Annotated in this window: 19 protein-coding genes; 6 read left to right on the top strand and 13 right to left on the bottom strand. The window is 62.8% G+C overall.

The window, feature by feature from the left end:
• The first annotated feature begins 274 nt into the window (after positions 1-274).
• Positions 275-1,756 carry a methyl-accepting chemotaxis protein gene (locus ACW9J6_RS12265; protein ID WP_457116752.1) on the top strand — a complete coding sequence of 494 codons (1,482 nt, stop codon included), beginning with the start codon at positions 275-277 and terminating at the stop codon, positions 1,754-1,756.
• A gap of 340 nt (positions 1,757-2,096) precedes the next feature.
• Here the strand turns inward: ACW9J6_RS12265 and ACW9J6_RS12260 are convergent, their stop codons facing one another.
• Both ACW9J6_RS12260 and ACW9J6_RS12255 read right to left on the bottom strand, forming a co-directional pair.
• Complete coding sequence (locus ACW9J6_RS12260; RefSeq protein WP_457116751.1) at positions 2,097-2,465, bottom strand: hypothetical protein; 369 nt, start codon at positions 2,463-2,465, stop codon at positions 2,097-2,099.
• A gap of 163 nt (positions 2,466-2,628) precedes the next feature.
• On the bottom strand, positions 2,629-3,342 hold the full coding sequence (locus tag ACW9J6_RS12255) for a restriction endonuclease (protein WP_457116750.1): 714 nt from the start codon (positions 3,340-3,342) through the stop codon (positions 2,629-2,631).
• A gap of 697 nt (positions 3,343-4,039) precedes the next feature.
• On the opposite strand from ACW9J6_RS12255, the gene ACW9J6_RS12250 reads away from it, so the two are divergent.
• Positions 4,040-4,195 carry a hypothetical protein gene (locus tag ACW9J6_RS12250; protein ID WP_457116749.1) on the top strand — a complete coding sequence of 52 codons (156 nt, stop codon included), beginning with the start codon at positions 4,040-4,042 and terminating at the stop codon, positions 4,193-4,195.
• A 359-nt stretch (positions 4,196-4,554) separates the two neighbouring features.
• Complete coding sequence (locus tag ACW9J6_RS12245; RefSeq protein ID WP_457116748.1) at positions 4,555-5,421, top strand: hypothetical protein; 867 nt, start codon at positions 4,555-4,557, stop codon at positions 5,419-5,421.
• A gap of 229 nt (positions 5,422-5,650) precedes the next feature.
• Here ACW9J6_RS12245 and ACW9J6_RS12240 read toward each other — a convergent pair whose 3' ends face one another.
• Complete coding sequence (locus tag ACW9J6_RS12240) at positions 5,651-7,264, bottom strand: hypothetical protein (RefSeq protein WP_457116747.1); 1,614 nt, start codon at positions 7,262-7,264, stop codon at positions 5,651-5,653.
• Positions 7,265-8,048: 784 nt separating this feature from the next.
• Between ACW9J6_RS12240 and ACW9J6_RS12235 the strand changes: the two genes are divergently transcribed.
• On the top strand, positions 8,049-8,303 hold the full coding sequence (locus ACW9J6_RS12235) for a hypothetical protein (protein ID WP_457116746.1): 255 nt from the start codon (positions 8,049-8,051) through the stop codon (positions 8,301-8,303).
• A 645-nt stretch (positions 8,304-8,948) separates the two neighbouring features.
• Positions 8,949-9,317 (top strand): hypothetical protein, encoded by a 369-nt coding sequence (locus ACW9J6_RS12230; RefSeq protein WP_457116745.1) that lies wholly within the window; start codon positions 8,949-8,951, stop codon positions 9,315-9,317.
• 625 nt (positions 9,318-9,942) lie between these two features.
• Here the strand turns inward: ACW9J6_RS12230 and ACW9J6_RS12225 are convergent.
• The 3 genes from ACW9J6_RS12225 to ACW9J6_RS12215 all read right to left on the bottom strand — a co-directional run bounded on the left by ACW9J6_RS12225 (position 9,943) and on the right by ACW9J6_RS12215 (position 13,795).
• Positions 9,943-10,566, bottom strand: a complete 624-nt coding sequence (locus ACW9J6_RS12225) for an acyl-homoserine-lactone synthase (protein WP_457116744.1) — start codon at positions 10,564-10,566, stop codon at positions 9,943-9,945.
• A gap of 1,642 nt (positions 10,567-12,208) precedes the next feature.
• Entirely contained in the window at positions 12,209-12,412 is a 204-nt protein-coding gene (locus ACW9J6_RS12220; protein WP_457116743.1) for a hypothetical protein, read from the bottom strand.
• Between the two features lie 1,200 nt (positions 12,413-13,612).
• On the bottom strand, positions 13,613-13,795 hold the full coding sequence (locus ACW9J6_RS12215) for a hypothetical protein (RefSeq protein ID WP_457116742.1): 183 nt from the start codon (positions 13,793-13,795) through the stop codon (positions 13,613-13,615).
• A 315-nt stretch (positions 13,796-14,110) separates the two neighbouring features.
• On the opposite strand from ACW9J6_RS12215, the gene ACW9J6_RS12210 reads away from it, so the two are divergent.
• Positions 14,111-15,085 (top strand): ABC transporter substrate-binding protein, encoded by a 975-nt coding sequence (locus ACW9J6_RS12210; protein WP_457116741.1) that lies wholly within the window; start codon positions 14,111-14,113, stop codon positions 15,083-15,085.
• Between the two features lie 292 nt (positions 15,086-15,377).
• Here ACW9J6_RS12210 and ACW9J6_RS12205 read toward each other — a convergent pair whose 3' ends face one another.
• The 7 genes from ACW9J6_RS12205 to ACW9J6_RS12175 form a co-directional block, all read right to left on the bottom strand.
• Entirely contained in the window at positions 15,378-16,238 is an 861-nt protein-coding gene (locus tag ACW9J6_RS12205) for an autoinducer binding domain-containing protein (RefSeq protein ID WP_457116740.1), read from the bottom strand.
• 62 nt (positions 16,239-16,300) lie between these two features.
• Positions 16,301-16,663, bottom strand: coding sequence for a hypothetical protein (locus tag ACW9J6_RS12200; RefSeq protein WP_457116739.1), 363 nt, complete (start codon positions 16,661-16,663; stop codon positions 16,301-16,303).
• The gene (locus tag ACW9J6_RS12195) at positions 16,663-17,169 is read right to left on the bottom strand and encodes a hypothetical protein (protein WP_457116738.1); all 507 of its coding nucleotides are present in this window, start codon (positions 17,167-17,169) and stop codon (positions 16,663-16,665) included. The genes ACW9J6_RS12200 and ACW9J6_RS12195 overlap by 1 nt, the downstream gene beginning before the upstream one ends.
• Positions 17,170-17,191: 22 nt before the next feature.
• The gene (locus ACW9J6_RS12190; protein ID WP_457116737.1) at positions 17,192-17,755 is read right to left on the bottom strand and encodes a 3TM-type holin; all 564 of its coding nucleotides are present in this window, start codon (positions 17,753-17,755) and stop codon (positions 17,192-17,194) included.
• An 86-nt stretch (positions 17,756-17,841) separates the two neighbouring features.
• Positions 17,842-18,642, bottom strand: a complete 801-nt coding sequence (locus tag ACW9J6_RS12185; RefSeq protein WP_457116736.1) for a glycoside hydrolase family 19 protein — start codon at positions 18,640-18,642, stop codon at positions 17,842-17,844.
• Between the two features lie 55 nt (positions 18,643-18,697).
• Positions 18,698-19,444: a DUF4376 domain-containing protein gene (locus tag ACW9J6_RS12180; protein WP_457116735.1), complete on the bottom strand. Its 747-nt coding sequence runs from the start codon at positions 19,442-19,444 to the stop codon at positions 18,698-18,700.
• Between the two features lie 2 nt (positions 19,445-19,446).
• Entirely contained in the window at positions 19,447-19,875 is a 429-nt protein-coding gene (locus ACW9J6_RS12175) for a hypothetical protein (RefSeq protein WP_457116734.1), read from the bottom strand.
• Positions 19,876-19,877: the final 2 nt, after the last annotated feature.

The following is a 19,877-nucleotide window of genomic DNA, read 5'->3' as shown; positions in this document are numbered from 1 at the left end:
GCCTCGCCCGCTCGGAGCCTCCGCGCCGGCGTTCATCCCGGCGGGCCGGCACCGCCGCAGCACCGGGCGTTCGGCTCATCGCGGCGCGCCCGACCATTGAAATTTCAATCCACGACAGTCTTGTTTGATTATCGTGATCTATTCGTATTGGTAAAAATTTTAGGATTCGCCGAGATCCTTCAATAGTGACGGGTGAGTGCGCCGGGACGTAACGCGCGCCGGGGTCCGGATCTGGTCGTCGACAATTGCGGACGCGCGCCGAGAAGGGGCATGCATGTTGGGTCTTTGGAACACGTCCGGCGGGGAAGCGGTCAGGAAGCTGGCGGCCCTGGACCGGTCGCAGGCCATCATCGAGTTCGATCTCGATGGGACGATCCTTGCCGCGAACGGAAACTTCCTGACCGCGGTGGGCTACACCCTGGCGGAGATCCAGGGCCGGCACCACGGCCTGTTCGTCGAGCCGTCCTACCGGGAGAGCGCCGCCTACGCCGAGTTCTGGGCCAAGCTCCGGCGCGGCGAGTTTCACGCCGGGCAGTTCCGGCGGCTCGGCAAGGACGGCCGCGAGATCTGGATCGAGGCGAGCTACAACCCGGTCCTCGACGCCGCCGGCCGGCCGCACCGGGTCATCAAGGTGGCGACCGACATCACGCGCCGGAAGGCCGAGGATGCCGACCGCGAGGGCCAGATCACCGCCATCCGCAAGTCGCAGGCGGTGATCAGCTTCGATCTCGACGGCCGCGTGCTCGACGCCAACGACACCTTCCTGCGGGCCGTGGGCTACGGCCTCGGCGAGATCGTCGGCCAGCCCCACGCGATGTTCGTGGACGCGGCCCTGCAGACCAGCTCCGACTACGCGGCGTTCTGGGCGCGGCTGCGCGCGGGCGAGTACCAGGCCGGGCAGTTCCGCCGGTTCGGGAAGGGCGGCCGCGAGATCTGGATCGAGGCGTCCTACAACCCGATCCTCGACGCGAACGGGCGCCCCTACAAGGTGGTGAAGTTCGCCACCGACATCACCGCGCAGATGAAGCTTCTGAGCGAGCTGCGCCGGCTGATCGACGAGAATTTCGGCGAGATCGAGGGCGCGGTCGCGCGGACGAACCGGCAATCCGACGCGGCCGGCGAGGCGGCCGGCGCGACCTCGCAGAGCGTGCAGACCATGGCGGCGGCGGCCGAGGAACTGGCGGCCTCGGTGTCCGAGATCTCGCAGAGCATGGCCAAGGCGCGCGGCGTCACCGACATCGCCCACGACCAGGTGCGCTCGGCCAGCGGGTTCACGCAGAGCCTGTCCTCCGCCGCGACCGCGATGAGCGGGATCGTCGGGCTGATCCAGACCATCGCCAGCCAGATCAACCTGCTCGCCCTCAACGCGACGATCGAATCGGCGCGGGCGGGCGAGGCGGGGCGGGGCTTCGCGGTGGTGGCGCAGGAGGTGAAGAACCTCGCCAACCAGGCCTCGCGGGCGACCGAGCAGATCTCGGCCGAGATCGGCACGATGCAGTCGGTCTCCCAGCAGGTGGTGTCGTCCCTCGACGCGATCCAGCGCTCGGTCGACACGATGCTGGAGCACGTGACCACCACCGCGGCGGCGGTGGAGGAGCAGAGCGCGGTGACCCGCGACATGTCCGCGAACATGCAGGGCGCCGCCGACGCGGTGACGACCATCGCCGGCAACGTGCAGGCGATCACGCGCTCGGTGGGGGGCATCTCAGAGGCGGTCGCCACCACGAAGGCGGCGGCGCAGGTCCTCTCCCGGTAAGGCGCCGGCCCGCGTGCTGCGCGCGCGCGTTCGCCTGCCGCGCCCGCAGCAGGCTCGCGGCCGCGTCCCGATCGGGCGCCGCGCCGGCAGGGGGCGCATCCCCGCGCAGCGGGGCCGTCTCGCCGGCCTGCGCGTCGGTCCATCCCGCCGCGGCGCCGGTCCCGAGCACCAGCGCGGCGATCACCATCCATCCCGTCCGCGGCATCGACGATCTCCCCCAACGCTCGGCGGGCGATCGGACGCCCCGATGCGTCGACGCCGCCGGCCCCGAATCCTTGGCGGGTCCGCGGCGCCCGCGCCATGCGCCGCCGCACCCGGCGATCCGGCCCGCGATGCGGCGTCAGGCGATGTCGTGCAGGAGATAGCATACCTCGGTGCGCAGGGCGCTCGGATCGTCGCCCGCGCCGAGGGAGCGCTCCCAATTCGGCCCCACCAGCGCGCGCCCGCGTTCCGCGATCGCCCGGCGCAGGCCCAGATGGGTGGCGGAGAGTTGCGCGTAGGGGCCCGCGTGCACGTGGAGCGCCACGTCGCCGCCCGGGATCCGGCTCACCTGCAGGCCGGCCGGCGCGCCGATGGGCGCGAGCAGCGCACGGCCGAGCCGGACCGGCTCGCCGTCCGGGCCGAACGGGTCGCGGGCTTGGGGATGATAGAGGGCGACCTGGGAGTCCAGATGCGGCACGTCCGCCGCAAGCGTGGAGAAGCGCGCCACCAGGGAGCCGATCCGCTCGGGGATGTCGTGCCGCCGGATCCGCCCGGCCAGGCACAGGAAGGCGCGCGGCGGATCACGAGGCCGGCATGGTCGACCGCCCGGAGAGGCGCCGGGTCCCGTCCCGGCCGCGCCCCACCCGACCGCGCCGCGCGCATTCCGTCGCCTAAGCCGCGAGCCTCAGGCGTGGCGCCGGCGCGGCCGCGGGCCGGGCCGCCTCGGCCAGCTGGTCGAGCTGAGAACAATGGAGCAGCAGCACGTCCAGTCTCTCGGCGAGGGCGCGGGCGGCCCCGTTGATCCGCCCGTTCGAGATGATGCAGGCGACGTTGCAGGTCTCCCGCCGGGCCGCCGACCGGACCTCCTGGACCAGCCGGCACGCCGCCTCGTCGCCCGCGTAGTGGAGCAGGACCGCGACACGGTTGTGTCCGTCGGTCAGGACCATGTCGGCCCCCTGGCGGTCCTCGAAGGGAAGCGGCGTCGCCCGCCAGCCCTGTCGGTCGAGGCAGGCGCCGACGAGGCGCTCGTACAGCGCCGGCGTGTCGCTCAGGGCGTCGATGAAGGTCCAGGAGGCGATCTCCCGGTTGAGGAGCCCGGCGAACTCGGCGTTGAGCGCCCGCTCGAAACCGGCGCGGGTGATCAGGGGCCGATGCGCGGGCCGCACGTGGCGCGCATAGGCCTGGGCCAGCCATCCGCGCCAGCGGGTCTCGAAGTCGTGGCCCGACCGGCTCCAGCGCTCCAGCCAGCGCTTCTCGATGACGTAGCTCTCGGCATGGGGCCGCAGCTGCAGGCGGCAGACCCGCATCAGATGAAGCTGGATGCCGGTCACGACGATCCACACCATCGGGGCGGCAGCGATCAGTACAATCGTCACGATGGCCATGGTCACACAATCGAAGGAAGCTGCCGCAACGCCTCATGTGAGAGCAGACTGATTAAGCGGACCTTTCGATCAAAGATCGGTTCCCTCCGTTGGGGGAAACACCGCGAAGATGATGAATCTCCGGTGAGCGGCCGGGCTCCGGCACGGTGCCGGCAGGACGCGCGGGCCAGGGTGACCGAAGGATCCGCGTCCGGGCGATGGTGGGCCCGGCAGGATTCGAACCTGCAACCAGACCGTTATGAGCAACGTGCTCCCTGAAAATTCTCAACGTTTTCAGCGAAAGAAGCAGTCCGCACCGAACCGTCATGCCACCCTGTTCCGCTGGCGTTCCAAAATCCGGGTTCGCCGAACCTGCGAGCAGTCCGTAAATTGTGGCGACCCCCAGGGTACTGCCCGCACCTACCACTGCCGCCTCACCGAAGTCCCCGCGCGCCAGGGAACCGCCGTGCGCCGGGCGGGCGAAATGATCCGGGCGCGGCGCGAGGCCGGGGCGGCGGAGCAAGGTCCAGACAACGTGTGGCGGGTGCCGGGACTCGCCTGAGGCCAGCCTCCCCGCTACGATCCCGCGCCCGTTGCGCCCTCCCCTACCACCCTCGAATTGTCCCACGGCCTCGCCAGCCTCTCGCCCGGCCAGCCGCCGTGCCCCGGCTTTCGCCTTGAGGATTGGGCGACAACCCTGGAGAACTGCCGCCGGTTCGTGGACGAGTTCGGCACCGAGATCGATCGGCTGGGCTGGGATATGATCACGGTGTTCGGCGTGCAACCGCTGGCCGGCGCGATCCGGGGCAACTGTTGCGGGATACTGATGCCGTGGTCCTGTGATATTTATTGGTTGACGCGCGCAACTTTTTAAACGAAGCACAGTCTTCGGAACAGGAAAAATACGGCAGCCTAGGGTCAAAGCCTAATCAGATTGACCATGTGGGAGGCCGCCTCCGACCGAAGCTGTGTAAAAACACCAAAGCTGTTGCTGGCGGTAGAACCATCTTGCGGCGATCATCCGCGTGACGCCAAAATATTCCTATTTTATACTTCCACAGCGTTCCTAGAGGCGCGCAAATTAGGCTGCCGTCCTACGACGCCGCTGTGTTTTCACACAGCCTGGATCCAAGGCAGACGTTCGTGAAGTCTGCTTCGATGCCAGCTCCGGTGTTTCCTTCCGGAAAGATTGCTGTACATCATTCTCCCAACGGCTATCGGGAGAAACCGTGTATGACTGTCTTCCTAGGTTTTCGGCTCTGCAATCTGCTCATTCCAAACGATCCCCAGCAACTAACGCTGACGACGCCATCCGGCAAGTGGGAGCTTCATCAGGAGCCGGATTTTGCGAAGGCTAAGATGGCCATCCAGAGCAACCAGATCGCGGAGACCTACACGATTGAGACCCATTTGCATGTGTCCGGCAGCAGGGCCGCCGCGATGGACGCAGCATTAGAGGAGCTGCTGCCCATCTGCCTCGCCGCGACGTATCTGACGGGCATGAGCGTGGCGACGACCAGGGCACACCCCATGTCGGAGGCCAGCTTCCTCCAGCTCGGCCCCCATTTCCCGCGCCCGCGCGCGATCACGAGCGTGGGCGCAGCAGTTACTAACGAGGCGGAGTTCCGTGATCGAGTCGAGGCCTTCGTGAGAAGCTATCCCACGACTTCTCAAACCGAGAAGTCGCGCATTATGATTCATCACCTGCTGGACGGCCTTGCCTGCTGGTCCATGGAGGACCTCTGCCTGAGCACAGCCACCCTGCTGGAAATCATCGCGGCGACCGCTAAGCAGGCCGCCGCAGCGGCCGGCACCCCTTTACAATACTTCTCGCAGCGGATCGACTACGCTGCGAACCGCTTTAACCTCGCGCCGGTGAGCACCGACTTTCGCAACATGCGCAACGACCTGGTGCACGAAGGAACGCTGTCGGGGACGAAATTCCGTAACAAGACCGACCACGATTGTGCGATCGCCGCAGCAGCGGCCTTGCAGTGGATCGACGAGTACATGCACGCCGCCTTCGGACTCGGTCCCGTCGCAACCAACCGATTTACTCCGAGCACCTACAAGGGCCTGAACGCGTTCTCGCTGAATTGAGCCAACGCGCTTGTGCGTGACAACAACCCGTTGGCCGGTGCACATCTTGAAGCGGATCTCAGCCGCGATGACATCGGCCAAGCTCGTGCCGAAGAGTTTGTGACCCGCTTTCACCCCGAAAGTCCGGCTTCGGCGCCGGAGCTTGGGACCGCTTCCCACCCTCGTCGGCCATTTATATGATCAAGCTGATTGGTTGTGATCCTGGGGTTTCGTGTGACGATTTGTTTAATCATAAATTTTCCCGCCTTAAGAACGCGTCATTCCACAGTAAGTGTAAATTTGGAAACGCAATTTGTTCGACATAATCGGCAGGATCGCTCGGCACAAGTTTCATAGCGCGCAAAAAATTCTGATCGTCCTTCGAAACAAGTGATGTCGCGGCTAACACTATCGCATGCTCAACAGTTGAGTGGATGTCGAAAGCGCCCACAGCTGCTTGATGAGCTTCGCTCCATTTACCTAGGTACGCACATATTTCTGCAAATTGACGTTTCGCATCAGCACGCGATTCATCGAGATTTATAGCCGCCCTTTGAATATAGTATGCCTGTAAATAATGCCCGCTATTTTTATGATGTTCGGCAAGGCGATATTTGTCCTCCTGTTCATCAGCTTCCATATATGAAATTGAGAGCGCTAATTCTGACACCGCCTCCGACCCACGAGATTTTTCAACGAATTCTCTGACATAGTTATCTAAAAAAAACTTACACGCCAACATTTTATAAATAGTTTTCTCAACATCGTATCTTCCTAATGTCATCGATCTGAAAATATTGACTACGTTTCGATCCGTTAAAATGCCTTCTAAGGAGCAATCAATGATCTGGTCCGCGAGTGCTTCTACGTTTTCCAGCGTTAGGAAATAGGATAGCTCAGAGGCAACTTTAGCTGCTTTGAGTAGGACGTTCCACTGCTCACCAATGGGATCTTTATAGCGTGCCGCGATCGAAAGTACGTAAAATTTAAATGATTGAATGTATGATTTCTTTATCGCGGCCATTTCTCCAATAACAAAAAACAAGGAATCCTTCGATGACACGCTTATCGTATCACTAGACAAGATCTCTTCAAGTTTTGATTCAGCTGTAGACAAATCGCCATTCTCTAAACATGTCTGTATTTGCAAAGAAGCAAGACTAATTTCGTGGTCAGGCGACCAATTTTTACCTTCTGATCGCTGAATTAATAGTGCCTTCACAACATCAGCTGCATTCGATTTTTTATCTGGTGCAATATAATCGTGGTAAGGATATCGCCGGTATTGGATTCCGGATTCATGAAGATGGCGCGCAAGCTCCCTGTGAATATAGTCCCAGTTTCCTCGGTCTAATACGAGTTTGCCGAAAATACCGCTGTAATAATCGATCACATGCGATTTACCAATGGCAAGGCTATCGCCTGACCATTGCTCACCATTCATGATGCTGTCAACGAAGACATTACGGTCGTCGCAGATTGTAGAGATCGTAAGTTCGTCAATTTTATTTAAAAGGAAATCTGTTCTCATACGGATTACGAAGTCAAACTTGAAACCCTGTTTGCGCTCAAGCGACTTTTTTATTTCGTTAACTCTCCATATTTTGTAAAGCATGCGCATAGAATTTGGGTCGATTTTCGAACTATCGAACGATAGGTCTAAAATTTCTTGATCCTCAATATCTATTATGGCATCTGGCAGATAATGCCTAATCAGATTCTTAATATCGACGCTCGTGTTGTGTTTGCTATTTCCGAACTTAATATCTTTTTCGATTTCACTGTATAGATGAGGTAAGAATGACTGAAGATAATCACCAAACCATGACCATGTAATCGCGCTAACCACGTTCGGCTCAAACATACGATTTGCTTGAGATGCGCTAACAGTACCGTCGATACGTCGGCCGATATTGGACCAGGTTGATACAATAATAGTTGCATGGTGATTTTCACATGCTGTTTTTAGCCTATTAAGAGCGACACTCGGAGAGCGAAGTTGCCCGCTAAGGCAGATACAAAATCGAATATTAGAATTCGGAATATTTTCTACTGCGTCGTCTATAGGTTGTACGAGGGATGACCCGAGTCGGAACCTGTAAATTAACTCACGCAATTTCCGAAACATGACTGAGAATGCCAGAATTGAGCCGTCTGCGTTCTACGGCGGTCGTATGCCTTGTCAACCCAAATCTCATGTCATACCGTAGATACTCTTGTATGTTCCGTCAGAAGCAGGACAGCGTCGAGTTACCGCACTTTCTCGGGCGAGCAGCAACCGATGATCCACCCTACCGCGCAACGTGAGCGCGCCCGGTAGCCGCGAAACAACTGCGAACCTGCTCTCCACCGCGCCCTGGCGCCTACGCACTGACGCGCATCGGAAGCGCCAGGCCTGCTGAAGAGTGGCTAGAGGGCTAGTAGTGCGCCCCACGCCTTCAGCCGGATCGACCGCTCCTCATTAGCGTGTGCTAGGCCGCCTTCGGGAGCGCGAGAATTTTCTCAACGCGCGACGCCGGCTCATCGGCAGCGGTAGGGTCCCGCTCCAGGAGGCGAGCGCCCGCAGGTCGCGAGCGGAGACTCGGGCTCCTCGCGGTGCTAGAACGAAGGAAGAACATGCGGGAGCCGAAACCCGCTCGGAGGCAACTATGGCGAGCGCGACCACCTACCTGATCCAGATCTTCGAGGTGCGCCGCAAGCGCCTGGTGCCCGGTGCCCGGGACGTCGCCCCGACCGGCACGGGAGCCTTGAAGCGCGCCGAGGCGATCGCGACCCGCAAGCCGGGCGCGGCTGCGCTCCAGATCACCGCCGACAACGAAACGGGTGAGCTGGAGGGCGTGGTGATCCTTGGGCGGTTCGGCGAAGTGCCGGACGACTTCGGCGAGCTGCTCGCCGGCGGCTGATGCCGCGCCGCAATCCCCGCCGCGCCTATGACGCCGCGGGCCGCGAGATCCCGCCGCCGACGATCGGGCTATGCAGGGCGCAGGGCGACACTACCGCTGCGGTCTACTGCCAAGCCCCAGGGTGTGGCCACGGCGCGATCATCGGCACCGACCGCTTCCCGAACGACCTCCCGTTTCCCGACATAGCCCTCTGCCTGCGCTGCTCGCGCTGCGGCTCTCGCGACATCGGCGTCATGCGCGACGTGCTGGGGATCTACGCGCGCCTCCGCGCCGAGACTGGCTGGAGCGCCGGACCAGCCGGGCACGCGCCGCCGAAGCGTCTGGTGATCGGGCGGGACTTGCCGTGGCCGGATGGATGGAGACCGGCAGTGGACGAAACGTGACCGACCAGAGCTCCAGGACGACGCAAGCCTCACGCGGACTGAGGACGGCTCACTCTGTCCTCTCCACCCTGCGCATTCGACAAGCGTGACTGCACACCAGAGCAACCTCACAGCTGCCCTCCTCGGGAGGCTCTGGTTCATCGCCATCGAGCAGCTGCGATCGGCGGCCTGCCGCATCGATCGTGTGGAAAGCGGCTCGGCCGGAGGATCCGGCGTTCACCGCGATCGCGTAGGCTGTGGTCGCTCATCGAGGCCCACCGCCATGCGCCTGATCACGTCGACGCTCTCCGCTCTCGTCCTGCTCGTCGGACCGGCCCTTGCCCAAGCTCCAGCCGGACGAGCAACCCCGAACCCTTTCACGCCGGGCGCAAAGCCGGCGACCACCGCCCCGGCAAAGCCTACCCCCGCGCCAGCTCAGAAGCCGGCAGAGGCGACTCCCGCAGGCGCGGTATTCCCGACTGCGATCTCGCCGAAGTACGCGAGCGAGTCGGCCGGCAAGGCTCGACAGAAGACATGCCTTGATCAGTACAACGCCAACAAGGCCGGCGGAGGAGCCGGCAATGCCGGGCTGAAGTGGATTCAAAAGGGAGGGGGCTACTACTCGGAATGCAACAAGCGCCTGAAGAGCTGATCATTTAGGAGCTGGCATTTAGAATGATCGTCAGCGTTCTGCCGACTCATTCCATGCGTATCCGCAACGGTTTGCTATTTCCTCTCGCGTCGCTGATCATTCTGTCAGTCGACTCGCAGCGGACGCAGGCGCAAGCCTGCTCCGGCTGCGGCTGCAGAGGCGGTCCCGGCTACCGCGCCCCGAGCGGCCAATGCGTGTCCTGGCGGGCCCTCGCCAGAACCTGCGGGACGCCGCCGGAGACGCGCTGCAAGGCGGAGATGGTCAACGCGTGGCCTGGGGGACAGGGATCCGCGAAGCGTCCCGAGCGACCATCACCGCCACAACGTGAGCACTCAGCTCCGCAGAACGTGCCGAATCCATTCTGACCCCTTCACTGGTATGAGCGGATGATTCTTGCGCCGCCCCTTCCCGCTTCCTCCGGCAGGCCTCGGCCATGAGCGTCCGTGAATGGTCGATCGCAGCGTGCCCTGCGTCGGACAAGCGGTCGGCAGTGTCCTCTGGCAGGATCGGAGCCTCGCAAGCCAACGGTACGAGCACGTCGAGCTGATCGACGAGAAGTAGGATCGCATCGACGATCGGCGGCAGCATCGCTGCGATCTCGGCTGGCGCCGGAGGAGTGAGCCGCTCATGCCGCATGACGACGCTCGGGCGCGGGGGCCAGAGCCGACGTCTCGTCGCCGCGGACCTCGCGGAGATGGCGGAGCGTCGCCTCGTCGAACTTCGCCTCGACGGCAACGATTCGCTCCCGGTCGATGACGGTGGGATGCCCGAGGGGTTCGGCCTTGAAGCGGCACTGGAGCAGCGGGGTGAGGTAGAGCACCGGGAGCTGCGCCACGATGGACGATACGCCGTGGGCCAGGCCCCACTCCACGATCCCGGTCATCAGCTCCAACGGGACGGGCTTCCGGCTTCCGACCGCACGGTGCTCGGGCGCCACGGCCTGGCGTGTCCACTCCCATACGTGGGGGCCTACGGGGCGCTCGCGCTCGCAGAGATGCGGGAACACTTCCGAGAGGAGGTGCGGCTTGGTCGTCGGCAGTAGGCGGCTGTAGCCGATCAACGCGCCCTGATGCAGCAGCAGGAAATGCACGGCATAGGAGGTGTCGAACTGGTCGATTTCCCTGCCATCAGGGCGGGCCAGCGCCTGCCAGCCCTTCCCTTCCACAAAGATCCGGTGCCGGAGGCGCCACACCGCCTCCATCTCAGCCGCATAACGGTGGATCGTGCTCGCATCGACGACGTGGATCATGGGCGCGCTCCTTTCGAGAGCGTGTGTCCCATGCCTGCGGACCGCCGGTGTACTCGGGAATTCCCTAGGGTCAAAACCCAATCAGCGTGGCCATGTGGGGGGCTGCTTTCCACCCTCAGCGGCCAGTCACACCGTCACACTGATTGGGTTTTGAGCCTAGCCAGCTCTTGGTGGAGTACGGGACAAGAGGTGCCGCCACTGCTGGCCCGGATCATGGTTTAGATTCGGGGCAAGGCGGCCGACGAGGCTAAGGCGCACCAGTGTGCCGACGCACCAGACGACTGACCCAATTGACCACTCGGCAGTGACCTCCGGGGTGGAACGGAGACTGCCTTGTTCTCGTGATGCTGAAACTGATAACGACCGTAGCCGAGCAGCACGGCCGCCCCGCCGATCAGGATCGCCAGGAGCGCGACGAACAGCAGAATGAGAATGGGTCCACGGAGGCTTCCATCATCGGGCATGGTGAGTGACGATCTGCCGGTACCTGCGGTCTGTCCAGCAGCCACTCCGGTCCGCCTTTCAGGCTGCGCCCCGCTGCCGCCGTTCGCGGTGACGGGGCTCCGCACGCTTCCGGAACTCCGCCCTTCAGTTTGACGAACCGCGCCGCTTCATGCCGAATGCCCCGGTAAGGCGTCCGCCACCCCTGCCGAGCCGTCCCAGGAGAACCACCGCCGCAGCAGTGAACCCCGGAAAAGCCAACGGCTTCACCCTTCCCAGGGTTAGAGCTGTGGGAGCCGCAGAAGCTCCCCGACGTGTCCGCCGTGCTCTGGAAAGCCTACGGGGCCGGTGCCGTGTCCGAGGCGGAGGCCGAGAGCCTGTCTGCCCTGATCGAGGCCCGGAAGGTCGTGGCCGCCCCGCCAGTGCCCTCAGGAGCCTCCAGGAAACCCGTGGGCGGCCGGCCGCGCACGGACGCGAGCTTGTGACCGCCGCCGCCGCTGGATAGCTTCCGGGCGGCTTCTTCCGGCCCTCGCGGCCCGGTTCACGCCCGGAGAGGTCGCCGTTCTTGCCGTGGTTGCGTCCGAGGTCTGCCGGCGCGGGGACTGCCGCCTCGCCGTCGGGCACGTCGCGGCCCTCGCGGGCGTCTGCGAGACGGTGGTGCGCAACGCGCTGCGGGAGGCGCGCCGGCTCGGGCTGGTCGAGATCGAGGAGCGGCGCGTCACCGGCTGGCGCAACCTCCCGAACGTGGTGCGCCTCGCGTCCGAAGAGTGGCGCGCCTGGCTCCACCTCGCGAAGGGCCGCAGCTCTCTCCTGCCGGCCGGGATGGCGCGGGTCGCCAGGAGCCCGCAGACGGCACCCGCCCTGCTAAAGGGGGGAGGGTGCAGATCCGTGCAGGGCACGCCTACTGATAGGGCTAGTTCTGTGAATTCAGGGAAGCGGAAGCCAGCTCAAGCTGCCGGAGGGCAGGGTCGCAGGTCGGTCATAGCCACTTGAGGGTGGCGCGGCACCTCCGCGGAAGCGGGGCGCGGAGAGACCGGCAGGACATGCGCGGACGTCATACGACGAGTTGCGAGCGTCCGCTTGGCCGAACGGCTCGGGCGAACGCGTTCAGGATTTCGAAGCAAGGGCTCGGGCCGTGGTTAAGGCTGAGATTTCACGGAAGCCGTCTCAACACCTGAGCTGACGGCGAGAATATCGCTCGTTAGCCTTGAAAGATCTTGCTTATCGAGCTGAAGGCCGAGAGCCACGAGGGAGAGCTGCTGACGGTCAGCTCGCGGTTGGTGATGCCGCCTACGATGATGATGCCGCCGCTGACAGCATCAAGATCAACGTCTGACAGTGCTTCTACCTTCGGCATCCGGTCAGACTGGGAGATCGCATCTTTTGTCTGGCTGAAGAGCTTCATGGTACCGCTCCAGGATCGAACAGCTCGGTCGCTGTATGGGCTGCAAGCTATCCTTCCCGCTTCTCAGGTCTGTGCGGTTCGACACGCCTCCATCATCCGAGAGGTCAAGTCTGGGAAGGCAGGGGCTGGCCGGACACCATTGGATTTTTCGTCGCGAACGAGCCTGAAAGCGGGACAGCCGGTCACCATCTGCGGCCCGAACGCTGTTTTTGCAGCACGCCCCTCCTACTTGCGGTCATAACCTAATGAGCCGCCGCCCGAAGAAGACTATCTTATATTTCCGACTACCGAATTGGTTGCACTGTTCATTGAAGAAATCATGTTAGCAAGCATCTGATTTAGTGTAGCCCGTTGCGATACCACATTCTGCATTGCAAACATTGACGTTTCATTGCTTGAACCAAGTATCGCTCCGCCAACAACCCGATCCAGATCATGATCGGTCAGGTGGTCGGCCCGAGTTAGGTCGGCGGTAGACGCGGGCATCATCGTCTCCTGTGTTCAGAGAGGGTGCTTGGTGCGTACCGCCTGCGTCTCGCACTGGCGGTGTTCCATCGCACTGAGGCGTGACGCGGCACCTCCACGGGCCGCTCCCACACCCGCCCCGAAATAACCTACTGTACGATGGCAAACGCAGGCATCGTGCGTCCAGATCGCCCGGCGGCCTACCAGGGAGGCTCGCCGTCCTGATCGGGCCCACCGGTCGACGCAGCATCAGCCTTCGGGGCCATATCCGGCCACGGGACGTCCCGCCCGACCACGCGGTAATCCGGCGGCGGCGGGCCGGATCCGCCCATATCCCAGCCGTCATGCCCGTGCACCTGGGACCGATGTCCGCTTCCGCACGTTCTCCTCGGGAGAGGATGAGCGTTATGGCAAGCGTAACCAAAATCTCTGCCCCTGATCGGCAAGCCTTCGCGCGGGCGGATCTGGCAGATTTGAACGCTGTTTTGGCAAATTTTACCTATTCTGATCGCAAAGCGTTTTGGATCGCTATTCAAACCTATTACAGAATACGAGCAGAGGATCAGGGTTAGCGACATTTGTTCCTGCGCAGCCAGCCGAACGTCGGTGGCGGGATCTCGCGGCCCTGGCGGCGTAGGCTCGGCGGGAATTGCGGGGGCTCAAAGGTAGAGACGTAGGTCCCGCTGATTACGCTGCGATTGAGCCCGTCAGATCCGCCTGCCAGTGAGATCACGCTCACGCGCCCAGCTGGGTGACCGTGTAGTAGGTCAGCACAGCAACGGCCAATACCGCGCCCACGCCCAGCGTGCGCATCGCGATCCGGCCGCTATGGCGCTTCTGACGCAGTTTGTGGCGCAGGCGAAGCGCGACGGGACAATCGCGCGCGCGATTGAGCGCGCGGGCCTGCGCGGGGTGCATGTCGCTCCTGATTGATCGGAGTACGGTGTGGTTGCGGCCATAGGCTGGGGGACGTCCGGCCTATCTTCGAGGAAAGCAGGTCTGAAGTTGGTGAGATCTGCTTGCGGCGGCCACAATGGACCGAGGTGACGTCGAATGCCAACCTCAGCTGGTCCTGCCAGGCCCGCATTCAACTGCAGGAACTGATCCTGAATGTAAGGGGTCAGGCTGGCAATCAGGCAAGTCGATCACCTCTTCCGCCATTTGCGTTTGCGGGTTTATGCTACCATATCAATGGTTCTGGTGGGACGCGCGATGAAGCTTCGATCACGAAACATGATGAACCGCCGCGCCGTCCTGACGCTGATTGCAGGCGCAGGTACATGGCCGGTGCTGGCGCAAGGGAATCGGCGTGTTCCCAGAATCGGCATCCTTTGGCATGCCGGTAATGCGCACGAGGAAGCGCCGTTTTTCGATGCTCTGTTGGAGGGTTTCGAGGCGCTCGGATATTCAAAGGACAGTATTGTACTGGAGCACCGTTTTCCTAACGAAACACCAGATCTTTTCAAATCCATGGCGGCCGAGTTTGTTGCGCTTTCACCGGATGTCATTGTCGGAGTCGGTGGAGCTGCTCCTTATGTAAAGCGTGCCACTTCCACAATACCTATTGTTTTCATGTATGTTTCCGATCCAATTGGGATCAATCTTGTCACAAGCATTAGGCGGCCAGGCGGTAACGCAACGGGATTGACAAATTTCGGCGTGGGTCTGGCTGCCAAGCGGGTCGAATATTTGAAGCGTGTCATTCCCTCGTTGTCGGAAGTTGCGATACTTGTAAATCCCGCCAATAGAATATCGACCTCTTATATAGAGGAATCGAACGCCGCTGCTGCTCGACTTGGGATGAGGGCGACGGCTTATCAGGTCAAAAATATTGACGGAATCGACAGTGCCTTTTCGCAGATGTCAGATCAAGGTATGCAAGCTGTTGTGATCAACGGCGAGAGTCTCTTCTATCTCGGTAAGGACAAGATCGCGAAACTCGCGTTGGCCCGAGGATTGCCGATTTGCTCTTGGGTGCGGGAACTGTCGGTGGCTGGAGCGCTCCTTTCCTACGGGACAGACCAGCGCGGAATTGCGCGCCGCGTGCCCTACTTCGTCGACCGCATACTCAAGGGCGAGCAGCCCGCCGACATGCCTGTCGAACAGCCAATGCGCTTCGAATTATGCATAAACCTTGCAACTGCAAGAGCACTAAACATCACCCCTCCACCGACGGTGCTTGCTCAGGCTGACGAAATCATCGAGTGACGTTTTCCAGGCCGAAGCTACTGCGATCAACCACGAGGATGCCGAACGTGCGTGGGCGCGAATTCTGTGCACGCGCTGGAGCGGATCACGCTGCAGCCGCGGCCTTGAGGTCGGCCAAGGCATATCGTCTGTTCACCTGATCACCTCATCGGATCGCACCAAGACCGAGGGAGCAACGACGATCCCAAGCGTCCCAGCAGAGCGCATTCCTGCCCTGTAGGCGCGTCTCCACGAAGGGCAGAGATCCACCCTCAGCAGCCCTTCACGCGGCCAAGCTGATTGAGTTTTGACCCTAGTGAATGAGGCCAAGCCTGAGCGCCGCGGCGACCGCTTGCACGCCATTCAGGGCGCCGAGCTTAGCGCGCGAGGACGCGAGATGGTACTCGACGCCCTTGCCGGAGATGGCAAGGATCTCCCCGATCTCCCACGCGGTCTTGCCCTCAGCCGACCATTGGAGCACCTCGCGCTCGCGCTCCGTGAGACGAACCGGTGCCCTTGGGGCGCTCCCTTGGAGCAGGAGCAGTCGTGCGAACGCGTAGGTCGCTATGAGCTGCAAGACGCCCACTTGTTCTGGCTCAACGTCGAAGTAGCGGCCCGAGAAGCTTGCTCCGGCGAGGCACCCTTCGAGCGTCAGCAGTGGGATCGTGATGCCGGAGCGAATACCGAATTCGCTCGCCTCCTGCAACACCCTCGCCTCGACATCTTTCTTCCCACATATATCTAATATATCAGACCATAAAAATGGATCTTGAGATTTCGATAAATAGTGGATTGTTGGATCATGCGCTATGTAATTACGAGAAAGATATCTTTTCGTCCATTCCACTGGTATATGATTTATGAGCGCATGCGAGAGCTGAATTCTTGCTGATGCCGTCCGATCTGGAAGGATGCCGGCCAAGGCGAACTCGACTCCATAGGACTTTAGAACATCAAGCAGAAGAAGGACGACATCATTCGCGCTTCTGGTGCGATCGAGCGCTCTCAGATACGACAGAGTAAGGTCGAGAGACTTCCGTGACATGGTTCCGCGGCTCTCTAAACGCTTGTCATCGCCGAAGAACGAAACCAGATTTGTTTCGCCAGTGGAAGAACGAACACGGAAATCGCGAATCAATTCAACTCGATCGTGCAGGAGGTCGATGCCTTGCAACGCATCGTTGGCCGATCCGCGGCGTACCGAGGTCTTACCGCGCCTATACAATCCCGACCGGCTCAATGCTCCCTCCCCGCTCTCCCCTGCACCGCCTGCTCACGATCGATGCGGTCGAGGATCTCAGTCTGGCGCCGGGCCTCGTCATGGATGCCCCGTGTGTGCTCCGCGATGCGGTCCTGATGGTCCGCGCACTGGCGGAGCACGTCCCGGATCTCGCGTTGGATGTCGAGAAGGGCAACCGGCCCCTGAAAATGCAGCAGCGCGTCACCAGGCCCGCCAGGAGCCGGCGGCGGCGCATCGAGCTTGTCGCGATTGGCGCGCAGCACCATCGCGACACAGACCACGGCCGTGATGCCGGCAACGATCACCTGCAGCGCCGGCATGGTGGCGAGGAGCGGCAGAAGGGCGATCAGTTGCTCCATCAGCGTGCCTGCTCCAGAGCGGCCAGAGCCTCGCCCAGCCGCGTCCGGCGATCGACGGCATCGACACGCGCGACGTAGCAGCTCACGGCTTCGAAGACTGCGAGTGTGCCGAACACCGGAATCACAAACGAGGGGGCCTCCGACGAGAAGGCATCCACCACCAGTGCGAGGGTGAGTTGCCCCATGATCAGCGCGCCAAAGCCGGCGCAGATAGCCCGGATATTGGCCCCGTTGGGCCTGACCAAGCCGTTGTTGAGGTAGCCGTTGAAGTAGAGCGCGATGATCCGCAGCACGCCCGCGATGCCGAAGAACGTCGCCATGCTGCTCTCGCCCAACCCGAGATCGGCGATCGGCTTGAGCGAAGCCCTCTCCATGGTATCGCCCGGCAGCGCGAGCGTCAGGGCGATGGAGAGCATCATCACGGCCATCGCCCATTCGAACAGGCGATGCGAGCTGTAGGGCCCGGCGGGGTGCGAGGCCGTGCGGCGCGCGATCGGGAGCAGCATCGGGATTCTCCGCTCGTCGAGGTCAGCGCCGGGCGATGGTCAGGGCCGGGCGCGGCGCCGGCAGCGATAGGGCACCAGGCAGCGGGGCCGTGAGGTTCGCCGTTCCCACGCCGTTGATCTTCTCGGCCATGCGCAGGGTGCCCAGGCCGAGCAGGCCGCCGAGCAGGGTCAGGAGCGAGCTGTTGTCGAGCGTGGGCGGCGGCGGAAACGCGATGCCGAGGGCCGCCCCGACGATCGCGGTAGCCCAAGTGACGATCGGGGCGACGATGAACGAGTAGGCGAACCCGAGCGTGCAGATCCAGCCGCAGGCAGGTCGCCAGCCGGCGACGAACCAGGACGGACTCTGCGCCTCCTGCAGGTTGATCGCGGCCTGCTGCTCGCTTTCTTTGGCGACGACATCCAAGATCGCCTTCTCGCGGTCGGCCATCATCTGCGCGATCTGCTGAGCGGCCGCGTCGCGCGCCGCCGGATCGGGGATTACCCGCTCCAGCACGATCTTGAGGGTCGAGGTGATGTCCGGCAGGACCGCACTGATCCCGCCCGAAACGGCGCTCGCGATCGCGCCGCCGATGATGCCGCCGGCCATGATTCAGATCCTCGTTCGGTGGGAGGGATTGCGCGGCGAGCCAAGCCGGCGCGGGTCGAACCGCCCGGAAGCGCCAAGGGGTTAAGTCAGGCGCTGGGCGCGGCCGGCCACTTCGCCCGCAGGCGCGCCAGCACGCCGCTGAAGAGGCCGCCGGCCACCGGGGCGGTGCCGACCGGCGCGACCGGCGGGCGAGGCACCACGCTCTCCGGGATCGGCCTCGCGCCAGCGGTCAGCGCCGACACAGTCGCCACCTGGGCCGGCATGCCGCCGGCGATCAGCGCCGCCTCGAAGGCGCGCGCGAACCGCGCGATGTCCTCGGCGTGGTCGGTGCCGTTCACGGTCCGCCGCGCGCCGACGTAGTCGCAGGTGCTTCCGTGGATGAAGTCCTCCAGGGACTTGCCCGTGAAGTCGCCGCGGTTCGAGAGGCCGCGAAGGAGGCCTTCCCACATGATGCGGGCCGACACGGCCGGATCGAGGGCGAGGTCTGGATTGGTGGCGAGCGGCAACCCGAGCAGCGCCTCCATCGTGATGTAGTTGGTCTCGTGGGTCAGCTGCACGTCGCCGCGGCCGTAGAACGACAGCCCAGCCTTGTTCGGCAGCGCGTAATTCGAGCGGATCCGGCCAGCCGCGAACAGCCGCGCCACCGCGGCCCGCGCCTCAGCGTCGGACTTCGCGAAGCCCTCGCGAACCGGCATCATCCGCGCGCCCGTTTCCCAACGGCTCGTGGCGAGCCCATAGGCGAGATGTCGGCGGTCTCCGGAACCGTAGAGCGTGAAGGCCGCGAGCAGCCGGTTGATGCCGTCCACCTGGCACTGAGTGAGGGAGCCGGCGAACACAGAGGCGCGAACGGCGTCGAAAAACGCCGCTGCATTGAGCAGCACGGTCATGGATTCCTCATGGGAGACGAGCCGCCGCGATCAGGCTGCCGCGGTCCTCGGGGGATCAGCCGGCAAGGCCGGCAAGAAACGCGGCCTTGATCGCGTCGGTGGTCGTGATCCCGCCCGAGGCGATCTGGCCCTTGATGCCGTCGTAGATCACGAAGAGCCGGTTGACGTAGTCCTGGACGGCCAGTGACATCGCGGTCACATCCGCCCCCGTGACCCGCACGCCCTCGCCACCGACGAATTCCCAGACGGTGCTCCAGCTCGCCCCGGTGACCTGCGCCGCCATCACGGAGCCCATCAGCAGGATCTTGGAGCGGTCGTCCGTGGCGACCCGGTGGCCCTGCCAGGGGGCTCCGAGCTGCTCCAGCTCCCATCGCCGGTTGGCAGCCCACGCCAGGAGCGAGGCCTTCTCGTCGGCCGGCGTCCAGACGTGGACGTGGTAGACGTGGTCGAGGTAGCGCGGCGCGCGGATCCGCACCTGCGAGGTCACTCCGGTCGGCAGCACGGTCCCGGCCGGCGGCTCGACCACACCGGCCTCCGGGAGGTCCGGGAAGGTGGGGACCGTGTAGGCGGCGTCCACCGTCAGGTCGGCCAGCCGGATGGCGTCGGGGAGCGGCTTTCGGAGCCGGAGCTTGCCGTCCGCGTCCACGTAGAGCGCCTCGAAGGAGCCCGGCATCGGACCCTCGTGGGCGATCAGGGCCGCGCCGGCTGCGCGCATCGCGGTGGCGACCTCGTCGGGCTGCGTCGTTGCGCAGGTGCCGGTGAGATTGCGAAAGACGGGGTCGTAGGTGATGAGCGTGGTCATCGTCAGACATCCAAAACAAAAAAGGTGCAGGTGCCAGAGAGACCGTTGACCGTCACGGCAAGCCTGTCCTTATAGGCAGTGAACTCGAAGCCCCAATTCACGATACGGCCTGTGCCATAACGATTGTAAGTATACCTGCAAGGAGCTAGGTACTCTCCGGAATTGAATTGTGTCGCACCGTTCTGAACGAGACTCTGCGAGGTCTTCAGGCAGCCGATCACTAGCGGCACGTTCGCGAAATTACGTCCGAATTGTACTTCATAGTTCTGTGAACTGTTCGACGCTACCGACACGGCAAGTTGATAGAAATAAACCTGACCATCGTCGTATGTTCCTGAGAAGAGAACATCAGGGTCAAGCGCATCACCGATCGGCGACTGCGCATTGCGCTGCACTCGGATGAAGTCGGGACCGTTGAGGCCGAAATACATGG

It is taken from the genome of Methylobacterium sp. JK268 (genome assembly GCF_054052225.1).
The sequence above is the reverse complement of the archived record's forward strand: the minus strand, read 5'-3'. Positions and strand labels throughout refer to the sequence as shown.